The organism is Paraburkholderia sp. GAS41 (genome assembly GCF_050436545.1).
Taxonomy (GTDB): Bacteria; Pseudomonadota; Gammaproteobacteria; order Burkholderiales; family Burkholderiaceae; genus Paraburkholderia.
Genome location: NZ_JBNDMK010000016.1, coordinates 1 through 16,199, shown reverse-complemented (window position 1 = coordinate 16,199; position 16,199 = coordinate 1). Strand labels below are relative to the sequence as shown.

Here is a 16,199-nt window from a genome sequence, read left to right as displayed (position 1 = left end):
CGCCGCAACTGGGTTAACGGTCGTCAGGAATCCGCGCTAGATAGGGGGAATCCATGACAGGCGGAGGTTTGGAGGGCGTTACAGAAGCACTATTTGGGAGCAGGGAGCGACTACGCTGAGGCACCTACCGTTGCGTCACTTTCCACAGCATCGAAAAGGTTGCGGCCCCGAGGGTCACATAGCCGGTTGACATACAGTTATCCGATCGCGGATCGCACAGGATGGTCAGTTTTTGCTTGCCGCTGAAATCGAGATTGACCGGTGGATCTGCCTCGCCGCGCGGCGTCGGCACACTGTACACAAAAGCATAGCTTTGCTTGGGCGTTTTCGTGTGATCGCCCAGAATCACCAGCGTGCCGGTGTCCTTGGGAGCGGGATCGAAGTGCAGTTCAGCCGTGTCAGCCATCTCGGTGACGCCTGTCATCACGACGGGATGCAAATACCCATCGGCCATGGCGCTGCCGGTAATCGCAAACAGAATGAAAGCAATGGTGAGATTGCCAAACATGGGGGGACGTTCGGTGAAACGATAATCTAGCAGTATGACGGATTGGCCAATTTTTTTCAGTGGCGCGGGGGGTGCCATGCTGGGACTACCCGAGGTGCATATGCAAACTGGCCGCTGAGTTAACTTTAGTCCGTCCCGGCCGACTTTTCGAGACCCACCCGTTTCATTTGTATAATTCGGCGTCTTCGCTCAGGCTCACCTTCATGCTTAGTTTCGCGCTCGGCTTTCTCGTCTCACTGCTGGTCACCTTGTTGATCGTGCGTTACGCGCATCTGCATGAAAAATTCCCCACCGATACCGATCTGGACGGCGTGCAGAAATTCCACGCGCAGCCTGTGCCTCGGATTGGCGGAACCGGCATCCTGATCGGACTGGTGGTCTCGGCCCTGCAGTTGCATCACACCTATCCGGCCGTGTCCGCAGGGATTCTCGGCCTCGTGGCGTGCGGCCTGCCCGCCTTCGGTTCTGGGTTGGTCGAAGACCTGACCAAGCGCGTCTCGCCGCTCGCGCGGCTTGTCTGCACCATGGCAGCCGCCGCCCTCGCCTATTTTTTGCTGGATATCGCCGTCACGCGTATTAGCGTGCCGCCGCTCGATTTTCTGCTGTCCTATGCGGTGATTTCTTGCGCGGTGACAGTGCTGGCCGTCGCGGCACTGGCGAACGCCGTCAACATCATCGACGGCTTCAATGGGCTTGCGTCGATGGTCGCGTTCATGATGTTCGCGTCGCTGGCGTATGTGGCGTTCGAGGTGTCGGATCCGATCGTGCTGTCCGCATCGCTCATCATGATGGGCGCGGTGATGGGCTTCTTCATCTGGAATTTCCCCGCCGGCCTGATCTTTCTCGGCGATGGCGGCGCGTACTTCATCGGCTTCATGCTCGCGGAACTGTCGATCATGCTGGTAATGCGCAACCGTGACGTGTCGGCGTGGTATCCGGTGCTGCTGTTCATGTACCCGATCTTCGAGACGTGCTTCTCGATCTACCGGAAGAAGTTTATTCGCGGGATGTCGCCGGGGATTCCCGACGGCGTGCATCTGCATATGCTGGTCTACAAGCGCCTGATGCGTTGGGCCGTGGGCGCGCGTACGGCGCGCGAGCTGACGCGGCGCAATTCGCTAACCTCGCCGTATCTGTGGCTGCTGTGTCTGGTGGCCGTGGTCCCTGCGACGTTGTTCTGGCGGAATACGCTGCATCTGTTCTGCTTCGTGATGGTGTTTGCGGCGACCTATGTGTGGCTGTATGTAAGTATCGTGCGCTTCAAGTCTCCGAGATGGCTGGTGGTGAGGAAGAAGCGGCGCACATAGAAAAAGGCGCAGTAAGCGCCTTTTTTCTTGTCCTGCCGTGTTGCAGCGAAGGGGTCGCTAAGTGCCCGGCCTGAACACCGCAGTGCCTTGAAGTACAACTACGACGCGCGAACGTTGGTCACCGAAGGCACGCTCTGCAACGGCGGCGCCATAGTCGGCTGATATTCCGGCACCCAGCGACGCAGATCGCGCCGCACGTCCTGATCGGGCAATACGCGGTGCTGCATCAGCCACGGCAGCAACTCGTCCAGCAGGTTATCCGGCACGCCGCGCGCCTGCGCGATTCGCAGTTTCGGATGCGGCGTACGCGACGTGGTTTCGTCGTCGGCAAGCAACTCCTCGTACAGCTTCTCACCTGGCCGCAGCCCGGTGAACACGATCCTGATGTGTTCCTCGCTGAATCCATACAGACGGATCAGATCGCGCGCCAGATCGACGATCTTCACCGGCTCGCCCATATCGAGAATGAAGATCTCACCCCCACGACCCATGCTCGACGCCTGCAATACTAATTGCGAGGCCTCGGGAATCGTCATGAAGAAGCGCGTGATCTCCGGATGCGTTACCGTGACGGGGCCGCCCTTGGCGATCTGCTGCTGGAACTTTGGAATCACGCTGCCCGCGCTGCCCAACACGTTGCCAAAGCGCACCGTTTCGAACTGGGTGCGTGTGCTGGTTTGCTGCAGAGCCTGGCACGCCATCTCCGCGAGGCGCTTGCTTGCGCCCATCACGTTGGTCGGGTTGACGGCCTTGTCCGTCGAGATCAGGACGAAGTGCTTCACATCGTGACGGATCGCTGCTCGCGCGACTCGGTAGGTCCCCAGCACGTTGTTGCGGACTGCCTGCCACGCGTTCTGCTCTTCCATCAGCGGCACATGCTTGTAGGCCGCCGCGTGAAACACGATGTGCGGCGCATGGTGCGACAACACCTCATCGAGCAGCAGCGAATCCTTGGCGTCACCGATCACCGAGACCACCGGCAACCCCGGGAAGCGGTCGTGCAGTTCTTCCGTGAGCTTGTACATCGCATACTCGGACAGATCGAAGGCGACCAGTTGTGCCGGTTCAAAGCGCAGGATCTGACGGCACAGTTCCGAGCCGATCGAACCGCCCGCCCCCGTCACCATCACCACACGATTGCGCAGCAAGGCTTCGACATGCGGCGTATCGATCTTGACCGGATCGCGCCCCAACAGGTCTTCGAGGTCGATCTGCCGGACCCGCGACAGAAACGCCTGACCTTGCGTCAGCGTGGTCAGGGCCGGCAACACCATGGCACGCACGCCGGCGCGCACGCACAGCGTCGCCACACGGCGCTGCGCTTCGACGGAAGCGGAGGGAATCGCGATGATGGCGTATTCGGTCTTGAGCGACTCGGCCAGTTGCGGCAACTCGCTGATCGAGCCCAGCACCTTGTAGCCGTAGATTTCGCGGCCATGCTTGGCCACATCGTCATCCAGCAGGCCAACCAGACGCCACTCGCTCGAGCGCGACAGTTCGCGGGCGAGGCTCGCGCCTGCGGAGCCCGCGCCGAGCACGACAACGGGCTTGCCTTGAGCCACAAGGCCACCGTAGAGATAAAACTCCTTGGTCGCGCGATAGAGCGCGCGCGAACCGCCCATCACGAGGAACAGTATCAGCGGGGAGACCACAAGAACCGAACGCGGGACGATAGGTACAGGTTGAACCATCACCGAAACCACCATCGAAACGAGCGCCCCGGTCGAGACAGACTTGGAGATTCGCATCAAGTCCGGCAAGCTGGCAAATACCCACATACCTCGATACAAACCGAAGACGCGGAACATCACACCATATACCGGCAAAACCCAAATCAGCGAGCGCATGGCACCGGCCCAGAAATCAGCGGGGACCGAACCATTAAAGCGGATGACGTATGCAACAAGCCACGCCCCGCCGACTGCAAAGAGGTCGAACAGGAAAGCGCTGAGAGATAGCCACGTGGATTTATTTCTTAGCATCAGCGTGATACCTCAGATGTTTGTTCAGACAGCGTTGACTGAAAACGACGCCAGCGTAAATCGACCGCAGCCCCCATGAGGCACAACGCGACGACCCAAGCGACGCCCACGCACCATTGAACAACGGGAGAGCGGCCAAGCAAACAGACAGCAATCATTATGCCAGCTGTCATTACCGCATACCACGCAAAAGCGGTTCTGGCGTGACCCATACCCAAACGCACCATACGCTGATAGTAGTGTTCCCGGTGAGCTTGCCAGAATTTTTCGCCACGAAAAAGGCGACGCATCAGGGTGATCGTTGCATCGGCGGCGAATGGCGCAAAGACGAGCACCGGAAACCAAATGGGCCATACGCCACGCAGCCAGCCCCAGTAGCCCAGAGCGCCCGCCAGAAAGCCCAATGAAATAGACCCCGCGTCGCCGAGAAAAATGCGCGCCGGATGGAAATTGAAAAGGAGGAAGCCAAATGCCGTACCTGCCACCACGGCAGACGCGAAGGACAGTTCGGGCAAAGGATTGGCCCCTAGCAACGCTGCAACGGCGTACCCGCCAAACCCAAAGAGCGACATGCCGCCGGCCAGACCGTCCGCGCCGTCCATGAAGTTGTAAAGATTGACCAGCCAGAGCATCAAAAACGACAAGGTGGCGAGCATCCACCATGGAACGGGCGCGGGATAAATGGAGACCAAACCCACTACCGCCACCAAATGCGCGGCGAACCGAACGCGCGCAGGCAGTCCGTGACGATCGTCTATCTGCGATAACGCGGCGAGAAACGCCGCTGCCAGCGCCGCACACCAAAGGCTCGGCGCCATCAGCAGGATCGCCAACACCGACACCGGCACGATGCCCCAGCCTCCGACTCGTGGGGTCGGGCGAACGTGTAGCGAACGGTCGTTCGGAATGTCGATCGCGAGCCGCCAGGCCAAACCGGTTTTCAGCAAAAACAGCAAGATCGCCGCGCACGCGCATGCAGCTAACAGCGCGGCCAGCGCAATCGTAGCCCAATGGGAAGTTGCAAAAACTTGCGTAATCATGGACACCCTCAATGCGTCGATCGGTACCAGCACGCAGTTGCAGCCAGCCCGTCGTCGAGGGAGTGAGGCGGTTGCCAACCCAATACGGCACGAATCCGATTCGTGTCGACCTGCAGGCCGCCGATCAGGCGCTCGATCTGTGGCGAGCGATGCGTCAATCGCCCTGCCAGACGCAACCAACCGACAGGAACCGGCAACAGCCGAGCTGGCTTCTCCAGATGTTTGGCAAGCACACGCACCAGGCCGGCGACCGTTGGATCGTCGCGATCCGCGACGTGGAAACATTGATTCGCCGCGCGCGGGTCGATCGCGCAACACACCAACGCGTCGGCCAGGTTGTCGACGTAGACGAGGCTGCGCCTCGCGCTGACGGAAGCCAGCGGCAACGGCAGGCCTTTCCAGACAGCGTCCATCAGCCGCAGGAAGTTGGCGCGAACCTCGGGGCCATAAACCAGCGGCGGGCGGACGATCACCACCTCCAGGCCAGTGTCCTGACCGTAGCGGACCAGCGCCTCCTCCGCCGCGAGCTTTGAACGGCCATAAGGATCCTGCGGCGCGGGCGCGTCATCCTCGCGCAGCGGGCGACCTGCGTCAGCCTCGGCGGTCGCCTTGATGCTGCTTACAAACACGACGCGCCGCGCGCCGTTGCGAAATGCCGCTTTGACCACCCTTAATGCTCCGTCCACGTTAGTGGCGCGAAAGGCCGCGTCAGGATCGGTCGCATCCTCATTCACAACATGCACGCGCGCAGCCAGATGGATCACGCACTCCGGCTTCATACCCTCAGGCCACGCTCGTTCTAGGCCCGCGAAGTCCCGGCTGGTCTCGACCCACTCGCTCACGCCGCTTATGCAGCCGCCGGCCTGACGCACAAGGCCCGTCACAGCGTGGCCACCATTGGCGAGCGCACGGCACAGCGCGCGCCCGACAAAACCGTTTGCCCCGGTCACGAGAATCTGCGTCATAGCCACTTCCAGCCAAAGCGGCTGTAAAATTTGTAAGCAGAGCCCGCGAACATCCGAATATGCGCCGTACCTTTGCGCGCCGCCCCGCCACCGTGGTGCAGGACCCGGACGGCCGGTACATATACGACCCGAGCGACGTCATGCGCCCGCAGACTCAGGTCATAGTCTTCGAAATAGAGAAAGTACCGTGGATCGAAGCCGCCGAGCTTCTGAAGCGTATCCGTTCGAAATAACATAAAACAGCCGCTAACGATAGGCGGATTCCAGACGATATCCCGGTCGTTGATCAAGTCACGCATCTCATAGCGGGCGAGGCGACGGGAAAATAATCGCCGCGCACTGCTAGGCAAAAAGCCGCGCGCAAACAGGTCCAGCACAGTCGGGTAGCGGCGGCACAGGAACTGTTGATGGCCCAGCTCGTCACCGATCCACGGCGTCAGTAGGCCCGCGTCCGGATGGGCGTCGAAAAATTCGCAGGCACGCACCAAGGCCTCACGATCGAGGTCAATGTCAGGATTCAAAACCAAGTGATAACGACTTGCCACCCGTTCAATGGCCAGGTTATGCCCGCACCCGTACCCCACGTTGCCTTGACCGGCGATGACAGTACATATCACGCCTCGAGCACGGAGATCATCCAGCGCCCCCTCGACATCTGGCAGATCACCATTGTCAACCAGATAGAAACCGGCACGAAGGGTTGGTTGAGCGCTTCGCAGCGCATCGTATGCGACCGTCAGGCTCTCTAAGGTTTGCGCTAGCTGCGCCGCGTTCGGTCTGTACACAACAACCGATACTGATAGGTCATAGGGCTTAGGACCTGGCACACCAGAAGTATTCATGTGGGACATAGCAACGTGCCTTGTTCGCGGCACTAATTTTTGAGAGGGCCAAAACAGCTTCGCCAGTTTGCTCAGAATGCTCCTGTCAAGCAACCTAGTTTTACTTTTGTTACGCCAGCACCAAGCTTTGCCCCTTATTTTTTACCAAGTAGTTTAAATGACAGCAAGTATAGAATTTAGCCTCCCGTTTAGATGTTTGGCTTCTAGGCACACCCGTCTTCGGGAACGAACACGAAGAATCGCCACCCGGAAAGCGATCCATGGCCAATTTCCAAATTGAAACAGTGACTTAGATTGAAAATCAACGCATGCTCGCCAGTGAAAACGCGTGAAGTCCCCATACGCGGGCCCTGCTGCTAGGCGACCCGCAAAAGCAAAACACTCGAAGCGCGCACAGCCACGACTCGTAACGTTGCCGCAGTATGCCTCCATATTCCGGTAGGCGATTCGGAAATGTGGTACCGTTTTCGGCTAACATAAGAAAGCAAAGGCAGATCACGTCCAGAATACACAGGCCGACGATACCCGGCCTCGCATCTGGTTTGGCCATACCCCGCTATGTTCTTTCCGTACCCCGCAGTTCTGTTCGGTGGTTCGCGACATTGAGAAGCCATTGTCGGGAACGGGCCTACGGGCCTTGATGGATCGATTCGTTCGCGCTGCTAGCTTAGAGATCGACTTGAACACAAGACCATCCAGGCGTTCCGGCAAATAGGATTAAAGGTTTGGGCTTTCAATCCAGCGACTATCTGCCAGCCTGACGCGGGTGGGGTTTCGGCGTTTGCCGGGCATTCGCAGTCCACATGGAGCCATGTCCCGCCTGAGCCAATATCTTAAACAGGCTTGCGCCCGAAAAGCAGGCGGGGCTTCGCCTTCATGCATCCGTTCTGTTGCGCGAGAAGCGATCGCTGCCGCGGCAAAGCGACCCGTCGAACGCTATCTCGACGCAAGAAGTTTGGCTCGCAAAGCCCAAAGCAGTCAATCAACGTGCGTCGGATAGGGCGTCGAGGTTTGTACATAGACACAACCGCTAAGTTTGATCGCGGCACAAGCTACCCGACAACCGGAGTCATCCGCGATTCGCCAAGGCACATTTCGCTGACCGAGCAGATCCCTCAAGTTGATCAGTTTTCGGTCCCTTGACGCAGCGACTGGATCAACTGAACATACAGGCACCATACAGTCGACTGGGTTGCCGTAGATTGCTCTGACGTACGCAACACCGCGCCATTTGCAAACCTCGCCTTTGGCCCCCGACTTCATTTCCGAATTCAATCAGACAACTATGCATTTGAACGAGCAAAACCGAGCATTTATGGATTCGCAGCAGGACAGCTTTGTGTCCGACGCCGCCTTACTGTGGCCACGACACATCTTTGCGTCTAGTTGGCACGAACATGCCCCGTTCGCCTTCTGGCTCGTGAACGAGATTCAACCACGGGTGTTGGTGGAACTGGGCACTCAAGGCGGCTTTTCCTATCTTGCGCTCTGCCAGGCAATCGATACCTTTGCGGACGATGCGAAATGCTTCGGCGTGGATACGAGTCCCATACCCACCCCGGCAGTCAGGTATGGAGAATTGGACATCGCAAGCCCCTACGCAAGATTTTCTTCGCTAATACAGTCTACGGTTGAAGAAGCGACCCAGCGCTTTCCAGATGCCTCGATAGACCTATTGCACGTTCATAGCAGATTCGAGGGCCCTCGTGCGCATACGGAATTCCAAGACTGGCTCCGCAAGTTGTCAGCACGTGGCGTGGTTTTATTGCACGGCACATCCGACGCAGAAAAATATCCCGAAATAGCCCGCATACGAGCTGAGCTCACAGCACAACACGCATCATTCGACTTTGATCATGGCGGCGGATTGACGATCGTTGCCGTGGGTACAGAAACGCCGGACGCCCTGAAGCGACTCATCGGCCTCGATCCGCACAAGCAACGCACCGTGCGTGCGACCTATGGCAGACTAGGAAAGGCAATCAGCCTTACCTTCGCTAACGACGCCAGGCAGCAGCTGATTTCTCGTCAACAGGAAACCCTGCAAACCCACGCACGAGACGAGCAGGAACGGGCAAGCAAAGACCTGGTCTTGCACAAGCTCCAGGTCGAACTCGCACGCGCCGACAGCGTGAGACAGGAACTACTCAACTCCACTTCTTGGCGAGTTTCGGCCCCCGTCAGATACGTGGGCACGCGGCTCAATCGTCTTCGCGTCAATCCGCGCCACATGCGTTTTTTCGCCGGTATCGTGTACCGTAGTATTCGTACCGTCGGCGTAGTTGAGACTATGAGAAAGATCGGACGCCACCTGTCGGGTCTATCAACCGCACTCGGCGGCCAAGTCAGCGCAGAGCGGCGCATTGATCCAAAGAAAATGCCGCCGCCACTACGCCCTGCGACGGAAACACTAGCCTTGCGGGTCCTGCTGATCGCAGAGGTCAGCTTGCCGCAATGTCTGAAATATCGCGTGTTGCAAAAGCAGGAGATGATCCAGGCATTAGGCATCGACTGCACGGTAATCAAATGGAGTGACTATCAGGCCTGTTTGGATGCGCTACAGACACACAGCGTCGCCATTTTCTATCGCGTACCAGGCTATCCGCAAGTTCTGGAACTGATCGAGAACGCCAAGACTCTCGGCGTCAAGACTTTCTGGGAAGTCGACGATTTGATCTTCGACATCCAGAAATACCTGGCGAACACGAACCTCCAACATCTGACACCCGAACTCCGACAGTTGGTACTTAGTGGCGTCCCTCTGTATCTCAGCGCACTAAAGGCCTGCGATGCTGGCATTGCATCGACCGTCGGCATCGCGAAGGCGATGCACGACGTCGGGGTGAAGGAAACCCACGTAATCGAAAACGGGTTCGACGTGGAAACCTTGTCGTTAGCCGACACACTAAACGTTGAGAACGACTCGGTCCAAGCCAAGATCCCGGCGGGCACAAGTGAGACCGTACGGATCGTGTACGGCTCAGGAAGCAAAGCGCACGACGCCGACTTTCTCGAGGCTGCCCCGGGATTGCTCGCCGCTCTCAAGCAGCATCCTCACGTCGAGTTGCACATTGCGGGCGAACTGACATTGCCGGCGGATTTCGCCTCGGTTGAGCGGCAGGTATTCCGTGAACCTGCCTCGACCTACCCGCAATACATGAGGTGGCTGTCTCAAGGCGACATTAACATCGCCCCCATGGAAAATACGGAGTTCAACGACGCGAAGAGCAATATCAAGTATCTGGAGGCCGCCGCGTTGAAACTACCGTCGGTATGCTCACCGCGCGCCGCTTTCGCGACGGCAATCACCGATGGTGTAGACGGCTATCTCGCGGACAATGCCACCGAGTGGACCGCCAAGCTTTCCAGTTTGATAGAGGACTCCACCCTGCGGCGCGAAATGGGCAATACTGCGCGAGATCACGCCCTCGCACACTACAGCATGAGCTCGATCATGCATACGCAAGTGGATGCGCTGCTGGCGAACGCGCGGCACCCCAGGCCCGAACTCTGCATTTTGGGCGTCAACATTTTTTACGCACCCCGCAGTTTTGGTGGAGCAACGATCGTCGCGGAAGAAATGGCAAAACGCCTGCAAAACCAGGATGGTGTTCGTTTTGCAATGTTTACTTCCGCTTCAGTCGACACTGTTCCCCCGTACCAGACAGTGCGGTATGAATCCGACGGTGTAACAGTTTTTGGCGTCGGCCTCCCCTCGGACCTTCGGCGCGCCGGTGACTTCGAAAATCCCGAAATGCACGAACCTTTCTTGCGGGTGCTTCGCGCGACCCGCCCTGACGTTGTTCATATCCACTGTGTGCAGGGAATTGGCGCAACTATTATCGACGTTTGCAAAAAAGAAGGTGTGCCTGTTGCCGTTACATTGCATGACGCCTGGTGGATTTGCGCTCGCCAATTCATGGTTACAGGCGCGAATCGCTACTGCAACCAAGTGAAGATCGATCTGAATGTGTGCGCCAAATGCCTAGGCAACGATGGCAGCGCCAATGCCTACCGACAGCACAAACTCGCCCGACTGCTGCACTCCGCAGATATGCTTCTTGCGCCTAGTGCATTCTTCCGTGATCTCTATATCGCCAACGGCTTCGACGAATCGAAGATTGTAATCGACAAGAACGGCGTTGTCGGGGCGACTCAACCGCGCGAAATGCGGACCACCCTGCCGGGCGGGAAGTTGCGGTTCGGCTTCCTTGGCGGCATTGGGCCCATTAAGGGATACAACCTCATTAAGGATGTCTTCAGTGACCTGGATCGCAAAGATTACGAGTTGGTACTGGTTGACAACGCACTCAATCTAGGCCACTCGTCCATACATGCATCGCAGTGGAAGATCAAAGGCGACCTCAAGGTGATTCCAGCCTTTACCCAAGCGACAATCGACGAATTCTACGCGCGCATCGACGTACTTCTTTTCCCAACGCAGTGGAAGGAAAGTTTCGGCCTTGCGGTCAGAGAAGCATTGATTCGCGACGTTTGGGTTGTCGCCACCGACGGTGGAGGAGTGGTCGAAGATATCACTCCGGGCGTGAACGGAGATGTGATTCCGCTGGCTGATGACGGTACGGCCTTGAAGCGCTCGATCATTGCGCTACTGGAGGATAAGGACCGCTTTATCGAATATCGCAATCCGCACGCCAGCGAAATTCGCGTGTTCGACACCCAGTCCGAGCATCTTCTCGGTCTCCTGCGACAGGTAGCGCGCCGCGTGGACAACCGCGATGAGAGCGCATCCAGCGAGAGCGAACAGGTAAAGAGCGAAAGTTACTAAAGCACTAGATAATCAGGGGCGAGCCGCGAATCGGGGCTCGACATCCCACTGGTCGGTGTGAGAGCCAAGTGGCCCATACACCGCCAGAAGACCAACTCGGGATAGAGGTCGCGGCTACACCAACCTGCTCCCATTGCGGTATATTTTTGAGATGAACAACGAAAAAATTTGCATTTACACCTGCATCATAGGCAACTATGAGACGCTCAACGAACTCGACGCGAGCGTCACAACAAAGTATCCCCGCATTTGCTTCACGGACAATCCCGCGCTAGAAAGCAGTACATGGACCGTCAAGCTTATCGAACCGGCGTTTCCGATGGACTCCATCCGAAGCCAGCGGCGCGTGAAAATTTTGGCTCACGAATACGTCCCCGAATTCGATGTTTCGCTGTACGTGGACAATGCGGTTGTGCTGAAAGCACCGATTGATGCAATCCTGAACACCTATCTTCAAGACGCCGACATGGCCGTCCCTATGCACAGTTTTCACAGTTGCGTGCTGGACGAGTTCCTCGCTGTAGCGGAGCACGGGCTTGATGAGCCTTCACGGGTCTTCGAACAGCTAAATCACTATCAACTCACACACGCCGAGGTCCTGGATCAGCCGCCCTATTGGACGGCGATTTTGCTGCGCAATCATCATCGACCCAAGGTGCGCAGCGCGATGGTCGACTGGTACAACCAGGTCATGCGCTATTCGCGTCGCGATCAGCTATCACTTAACACGGCAATTGCGCGGAACAATCCTAGCGTAAGCCTCATCAAAATCAGTAATCACGAGTCGTGGTTCCATACATGGCCTATCGCCACCGATCGCAAACACCAGAAGCGCTTGAAAGACTTTTCGATGGCAGGAATTTCGGCAATCGCTCAGCACCGGCTCGCCCAAATCAAGTTGGAAGGCGTCTCTTCACAACTCGCTGAAAGGCAGCGCACGACCTCCGAACTAACGATTGCACTCGATCACACCAAGGAAGAGTGCCGACGCGCTCAGCAGTTATTGGAGGAGCAAAGCCAGCGGTTGGAAGCACAACGGTTAGAGTTGGAAGAGGAACGCGCGCAACGATCAGTCATGGAGGCGACGGCCGTCTGGCGCCTAGCCACCCGTATTCGACAAAGCATGCAACGACATCCCCGGTTGCACCGGGTAGCGACAAAAATGGCGCGCGGACTCGCCCGTATAGCTGGCGGCGTGCGCGCCAGCCACGACTAACGGCAACCGGTCGAAATCTCGTGACGAATCGTTCTCCTAATCCGATCGTCTAACGACGTGTTGAAATGGGCGAAGCGGCTATAGAGCGATTCCTGCGGGCGCGTTGTGCCGGTATGAATGACAAAGCCACAAGCCTTATAAAGCTCGCAGGCAATCGACCACAAACACGCAAACAATACCCGTATCAACCGCGCCGTGCTTGAATTCAGCTTCGGCGCAATCCACCGCTTCTATGAGCAATATATGAGTTCCGGAGCCATCGCAGATTCCTATGAGACGAGGCGCTGCCATACGGAGACTAACCTTCGTAGCGGCGCAGTGATTCTCCAACTCGAGGACTGACTCATCGCATGTATCAGCTGATCCTGCCGGGAAATCTTCATCAGTAGTGCTGCAATTTGATTGTCCTCTTGCCCGGTTGCGGTTACTAGACCTTTTCCGAAGCAAAATACAGGTTTGCCTGTTGCGAGGTGGATCGTTCGAGCTTGCTCAGGATCACTCTCGACAAAAAGCATTCCACCAAGTGTCTTATACACGTCAGCTTTCATTGCAGCGTGTGCCTTCAAACGTCGGCGCTCGGCACCGGTTGGTAGATTGCACATAACGAGTCGCCTATAGACAACCCCGTTTCGTTTCAACCAGTCTTCCGTTTGCGGACGATATTTCTCTAGCCTGGCGGTCACGATTGCACCGACCGGCACCGTTGGTACGAATTTCGGCCTCGCATTCAGACAAAATTGTTCGTAGCCGGGACCGTCGTCATTTTCGTCGACTGTTGGATCATCACATAACACACCGTCCAAATCCACGCAGTAGAACTGCGTGTTCACATGATGCATAAGATTCCACTCGAATACACGAGGCGTTGGCACTTCTTCCAGAAAGCGATCGACGTGTTGACGACCTGAGGGTGTGCAGTAAGCGGCCATGTATTGGATGTCGAATCGTTGATCCAGCCCCCGTTCCGAAAACTTTTTACGGATGTCGCCGAATGTCACGCCGTTCGACGTCGCATCGTCAACGATCAGAACTTTGAGTACGTTATGCCCAGCGCTCTCGAGTTTGGCGTGCTTGTCACCAATCCGGCGCGTATAAGTTTGCGTCGTATCGCCCGCCAGAAAATCGTGCAAGTGCACGAGCGGCACGTTCAAGTTTAAGGCAAGAATAGATGCGGGTACAAAGCCGCTTCTGGGGACGCCGACCACGCAATCGACATCCCTGAAGTCGGAGAGACGCGCGAGGATTGAACTATTGAGATCATCGATCGTACGCACGTTTAGGTGGTCGTGAACGCCCAACCGGTTGTGATCACCATCAATCGAATTCCAATACATCGCAGACCCGTGCCGAATCAAATAAGCGGGAAGCGTATCACACCGCAAGAGCCCAAAATGGTTAGCCGCCAGACGAGAACCCTTGACCGGGTGGCGCAGATCGGTGTGTCAAATGGAAGGCCACCGGCCGCAACGAACGGGCTAGGGCACCGCCGAAGTTTACAAACTCAGAAAGACGGCTATCATGGGCCAGCTTTGGGCTCGTTGTCCGAGGCGTTTTTCGCAACGTAAGATCTGCCCACAACTCAATAAGAGGCGACCTGAAAGTGGCAAATTCTCTGGATAACCGCGGTATCGACAACGAGATCTTTGTCGGGGAGAACGTTACCCTCGTTGGGTTTATCGAGGGTAACCGAAATCGTGTTTATTTTGCGGGAAGCCGAGAGCCCTCAGTTGTGCATCTTTACCTGAGTGGCGATAACAATATCGTTCAGTTTGAACATGCGTATGCACTTAAAGACCTGAACGTTACTATCGGCAGTCATATCCCCGCGCATAATACGCGACTGAAGGCCGGATACAACCTCTCGATCGAGTCCGGCGGACGAATCTTGCTCTACACATCCGGTGGAGCGTTGGACGTTGGCGAGCACTGCATGTTCTCCTCGGACGTTACCATGCGATGCGGGGAATCCCCGCATCTAATATTTGAGAAAGAGTCCGGAAAGTTCCTGGACGTCCCCAAAGGCGTATCGATAGGTAATCACGTTTGGGTTGGCGAAAACAGCTATCTCACGAAATCGGCCTCAATAGCGGACGAATGCGTGGTCGGTGCCTGCAGCGTGGTTACGCGACGCTTTGAGGAGTCGCACTGCGCGATTGCTGGAAATCCGGCACGCGTGGTAAGACAAGGAATCCAGTGGATACGGAACAAACACTATCTAGAGGCTGGGTCAAAGTACTCCGAAAGTCATGACGAGTTCCACACAGCACACGCTGAGCAGTCTGATTCAACGAGTCAATCTCCTCAGTTGCACTTGCACGTGCAAAACGGAGAGCCGTCTGCCACGCCTTCAGTGTTAAGACAATTGGTCCATACAGATCAGAAGCTAAAGCAAAAGGAATCGGAAATTAGCGATCTCAGGCGGCAGATTCGAGACATGGAGTTGTCCACAAGTTGGAAGATCACCGCTCCAGTACGCGCGGTCAAGCGACTAATGCACCGGTTTAGAGGATAGACACCTCACGCTTGCTTGCTTAACAGACCGTAAGTCCGTCAATGCAGACCGAACGCCTGCCACGCGTATCGGGAAGTTCGGCGACAACTCCGTGAAGTTGAGCAAGCACCAATGTCGCCGACTCTCCCGGCGCGGCCGGATCGTACGGGGAACGGTTGCGCTCGAGGCGTTCTCTCTCGTCCATAGCGGCCTCGTCAAAATGCTGTGTAAACGCAAGGGCTATCCATTTAGCTCCACAATTTCGCATTGCGGGAATGGGAGCGTTTCGTCGGCCTGGATTTTCGTGTCACTTCGCCGTACGTGACGGGGTCGGCAATCACAGCCTGTTCGAGCAGACGGTAGAGGAGTAGTCCGCGAGAACGGGACGTGCGTCGATTGAAGCGAGAGACGAACTCGTCGAGATAATAATCCAGCTGGACAGGCTTCACCGTGCCTTGGTGTGTGCCGAGTAGCCAGCGTTTTAGCAGGGATGCCACGCGATGCACGCCCGGCAGCGTGACATGCGCCGGCGGGATCGAACCGGGGGTAACGGATTTCACCACGGTTCGTTCATGTGCGTATTTCGGGGAAGCTGGACACGCGTTTCGCGTGAAGGCGGACAGGTGTTTCGCGCGAAGCTGGACAGTCGGAGCGCAGCGACGCAGGGGTTTTCTGTTTTTACTCTGACAGCAGGTTTTCGGTCAAACTAATTTTTCGTTTTCGCATCGATTCGCCCTTCATGTTGATCCGATACGTGTTGTGAACAAGCCGGTCGAGAATGGCGTCGGCAAGTGTCGGATCACCGAGCGCGCCATGCCAGTTTTCGACAGGAATTTGACTCGTCGCGATGGTTGAACGGCGACCGTGGCGGTCATCAAGTATTTCGAGCAGGTCGCGCCGGGCGCTGTCAGGCATTGGTGCCATCGCGAAGTCATCCATCAACAGTACGTCCGTTTTGGCCCACTGGAGTTGCCCCTGTAAATCAGGACACGCAGACACCGTTAAGTTGATGATGCAGCGGTTCGCCGGAACTCCCGGGGGGAACGGTACTTCAGTGCC

11 protein-coding genes and 1 pseudogene are annotated in these 16,199 nt (G+C 56.9%); 4 read left to right on the top strand and 8 right to left on the bottom strand.

The annotated features are described in order from the left end of the window. Nucleotides 1-124: 124 nt before the first annotated feature. Nucleotides 125-508 (bottom strand): hypothetical protein, encoded by a 384-nt coding sequence (locus P3T43_RS21210; RefSeq protein WP_429283010.1) that lies wholly within the window; start codon nucleotides 506-508, stop codon nucleotides 125-127. A gap of 203 nt (nucleotides 509-711) precedes the next feature. Between P3T43_RS21210 and P3T43_RS21205 the strand changes: the two genes are divergently transcribed. Continuing rightward, nucleotides 712-1,815: an MraY family glycosyltransferase gene (locus tag P3T43_RS21205; protein ID WP_429283009.1), complete on the top strand. Its 1,104-nt coding sequence runs from the start codon at nucleotides 712-714 to the stop codon at nucleotides 1,813-1,815. Between the two features lie 98 nt (nucleotides 1,816-1,913). On the opposite strand, the gene P3T43_RS21200 is transcribed toward P3T43_RS21205, so the two are convergent. Genes P3T43_RS21200 through P3T43_RS21185 form a run of 4 tightly spaced genes read right to left on the bottom strand, consistent with a single transcriptional unit; the run spans nucleotide 1,914 to nucleotide 6,644 of the window. Next, nucleotides 1,914-3,797: a polysaccharide biosynthesis protein gene (locus P3T43_RS21200; RefSeq protein ID WP_429283008.1), complete on the bottom strand. Its 1,884-nt coding sequence runs from the start codon at nucleotides 3,795-3,797 to the stop codon at nucleotides 1,914-1,916. Continuing rightward, nucleotides 3,797-4,837, bottom strand: coding sequence for an MraY family glycosyltransferase (locus tag P3T43_RS21195; RefSeq protein WP_429283007.1), 1,041 nt, complete (start codon nucleotides 4,835-4,837; stop codon nucleotides 3,797-3,799). Before P3T43_RS21195 ends, P3T43_RS21200 begins: the two co-directional genes overlap by 1 nt. Nucleotides 4,838-4,845: 8 nt before the next feature. Continuing rightward, the gene (locus tag P3T43_RS21190) at nucleotides 4,846-5,802 is read right to left on the bottom strand and encodes a UDP-glucose 4-epimerase family protein (protein WP_429283006.1); all 957 of its coding nucleotides are present in this window, start codon (nucleotides 5,800-5,802) and stop codon (nucleotides 4,846-4,848) included. Next, nucleotides 5,799-6,644, bottom strand: coding sequence for a glycosyltransferase family 2 protein (locus P3T43_RS21185; protein ID WP_429283143.1), 846 nt, complete (start codon nucleotides 6,642-6,644; stop codon nucleotides 5,799-5,801). Before P3T43_RS21185 ends, P3T43_RS21190 begins: the two co-directional genes overlap by 4 nt. 1,315 nt (nucleotides 6,645-7,959) lie before the next feature. On the opposite strand from P3T43_RS21185, the gene P3T43_RS21180 reads away from it, so the two are divergent. Continuing rightward, nucleotides 7,960-11,433: a glycosyltransferase gene (locus tag P3T43_RS21180; RefSeq protein ID WP_429283005.1), complete on the top strand. Its 3,474-nt coding sequence runs from the start codon at nucleotides 7,960-7,962 to the stop codon at nucleotides 11,431-11,433. Between the two features lie 151 nt (nucleotides 11,434-11,584). Next, on the top strand, nucleotides 11,585-12,649 hold the full coding sequence (locus P3T43_RS21175; RefSeq protein WP_429283004.1) for a glycosyltransferase domain-containing protein: 1,065 nt from the start codon (nucleotides 11,585-11,587) through the stop codon (nucleotides 12,647-12,649). Between the two features lie 269 nt (nucleotides 12,650-12,918). On the opposite strand, the gene P3T43_RS21170 is transcribed toward P3T43_RS21175, so the two are convergent. Then, nucleotides 12,919-13,923: a phosphoribosyltransferase family protein gene (locus P3T43_RS21170; protein ID WP_429283003.1), complete on the bottom strand. Its 1,005-nt coding sequence runs from the start codon at nucleotides 13,921-13,923 to the stop codon at nucleotides 12,919-12,921. A gap of 326 nt (nucleotides 13,924-14,249) precedes the next feature. On the opposite strand from P3T43_RS21170, the gene P3T43_RS21165 reads away from it, so the two are divergent. After that, complete coding sequence (locus tag P3T43_RS21165) at nucleotides 14,250-15,161, top strand: acyltransferase (protein WP_429283002.1); 912 nt, start codon at nucleotides 14,250-14,252, stop codon at nucleotides 15,159-15,161. 227 nt (nucleotides 15,162-15,388) lie between these two features. Here the strand turns inward: P3T43_RS21165 and P3T43_RS21160 are convergent. Beyond that, a pseudogene (locus tag P3T43_RS21160) lies at nucleotides 15,389-15,721 on the bottom strand (hypothetical protein); the annotation flags it as partial. A gap of 97 nt (nucleotides 15,722-15,818) precedes the next feature. Further along, the coding region (locus P3T43_RS21155; RefSeq protein WP_429283001.1) for an ATP-binding protein at nucleotides 15,819-16,199 on the bottom strand (381 nt) is incomplete at its 5' end.

Coding starts and splice junctions, on each gene's coding strand:
- P3T43_RS21210 (WP_429283010.1), bottom strand. CDS start 508: ATGTTTGGCAATCTCACCATTGCTTTCATTCTGTTTGCGATTACCGGC.
- P3T43_RS21205 (WP_429283009.1), top strand. CDS start 712: ATGCTTAGTTTCGCGCTCGGCTTTCTCGTCTCACTGCTGGTCACCTTG.
- P3T43_RS21200 (WP_429283008.1), bottom strand. CDS start 3,797: ATGCTAAGAAATAAATCCACGTGGCTATCTCTCAGCGCTTTCCTGTTC.
- P3T43_RS21195 (WP_429283007.1), bottom strand. CDS start 4,837: ATGATTACGCAAGTTTTTGCAACTTCCCATTGGGCTACGATTGCGCTG.
- P3T43_RS21190 (WP_429283006.1), bottom strand. CDS start 5,802: ATGACGCAGATTCTCGTGACCGGGGCAAACGGTTTTGTCGGGCGCGCG.
- P3T43_RS21185 (WP_429283143.1), bottom strand. CDS start 6,644: ATGAATACTTCTGGTGTGCCAGGTCCTAAGCCCTATGACCTATCAGTA.
- P3T43_RS21180 (WP_429283005.1), top strand. CDS start 7,960: ATGGATTCGCAGCAGGACAGCTTTGTGTCCGACGCCGCCTTACTGTGG.
- P3T43_RS21175 (WP_429283004.1), top strand. CDS start 11,585: ATGAACAACGAAAAAATTTGCATTTACACCTGCATCATAGGCAACTAT.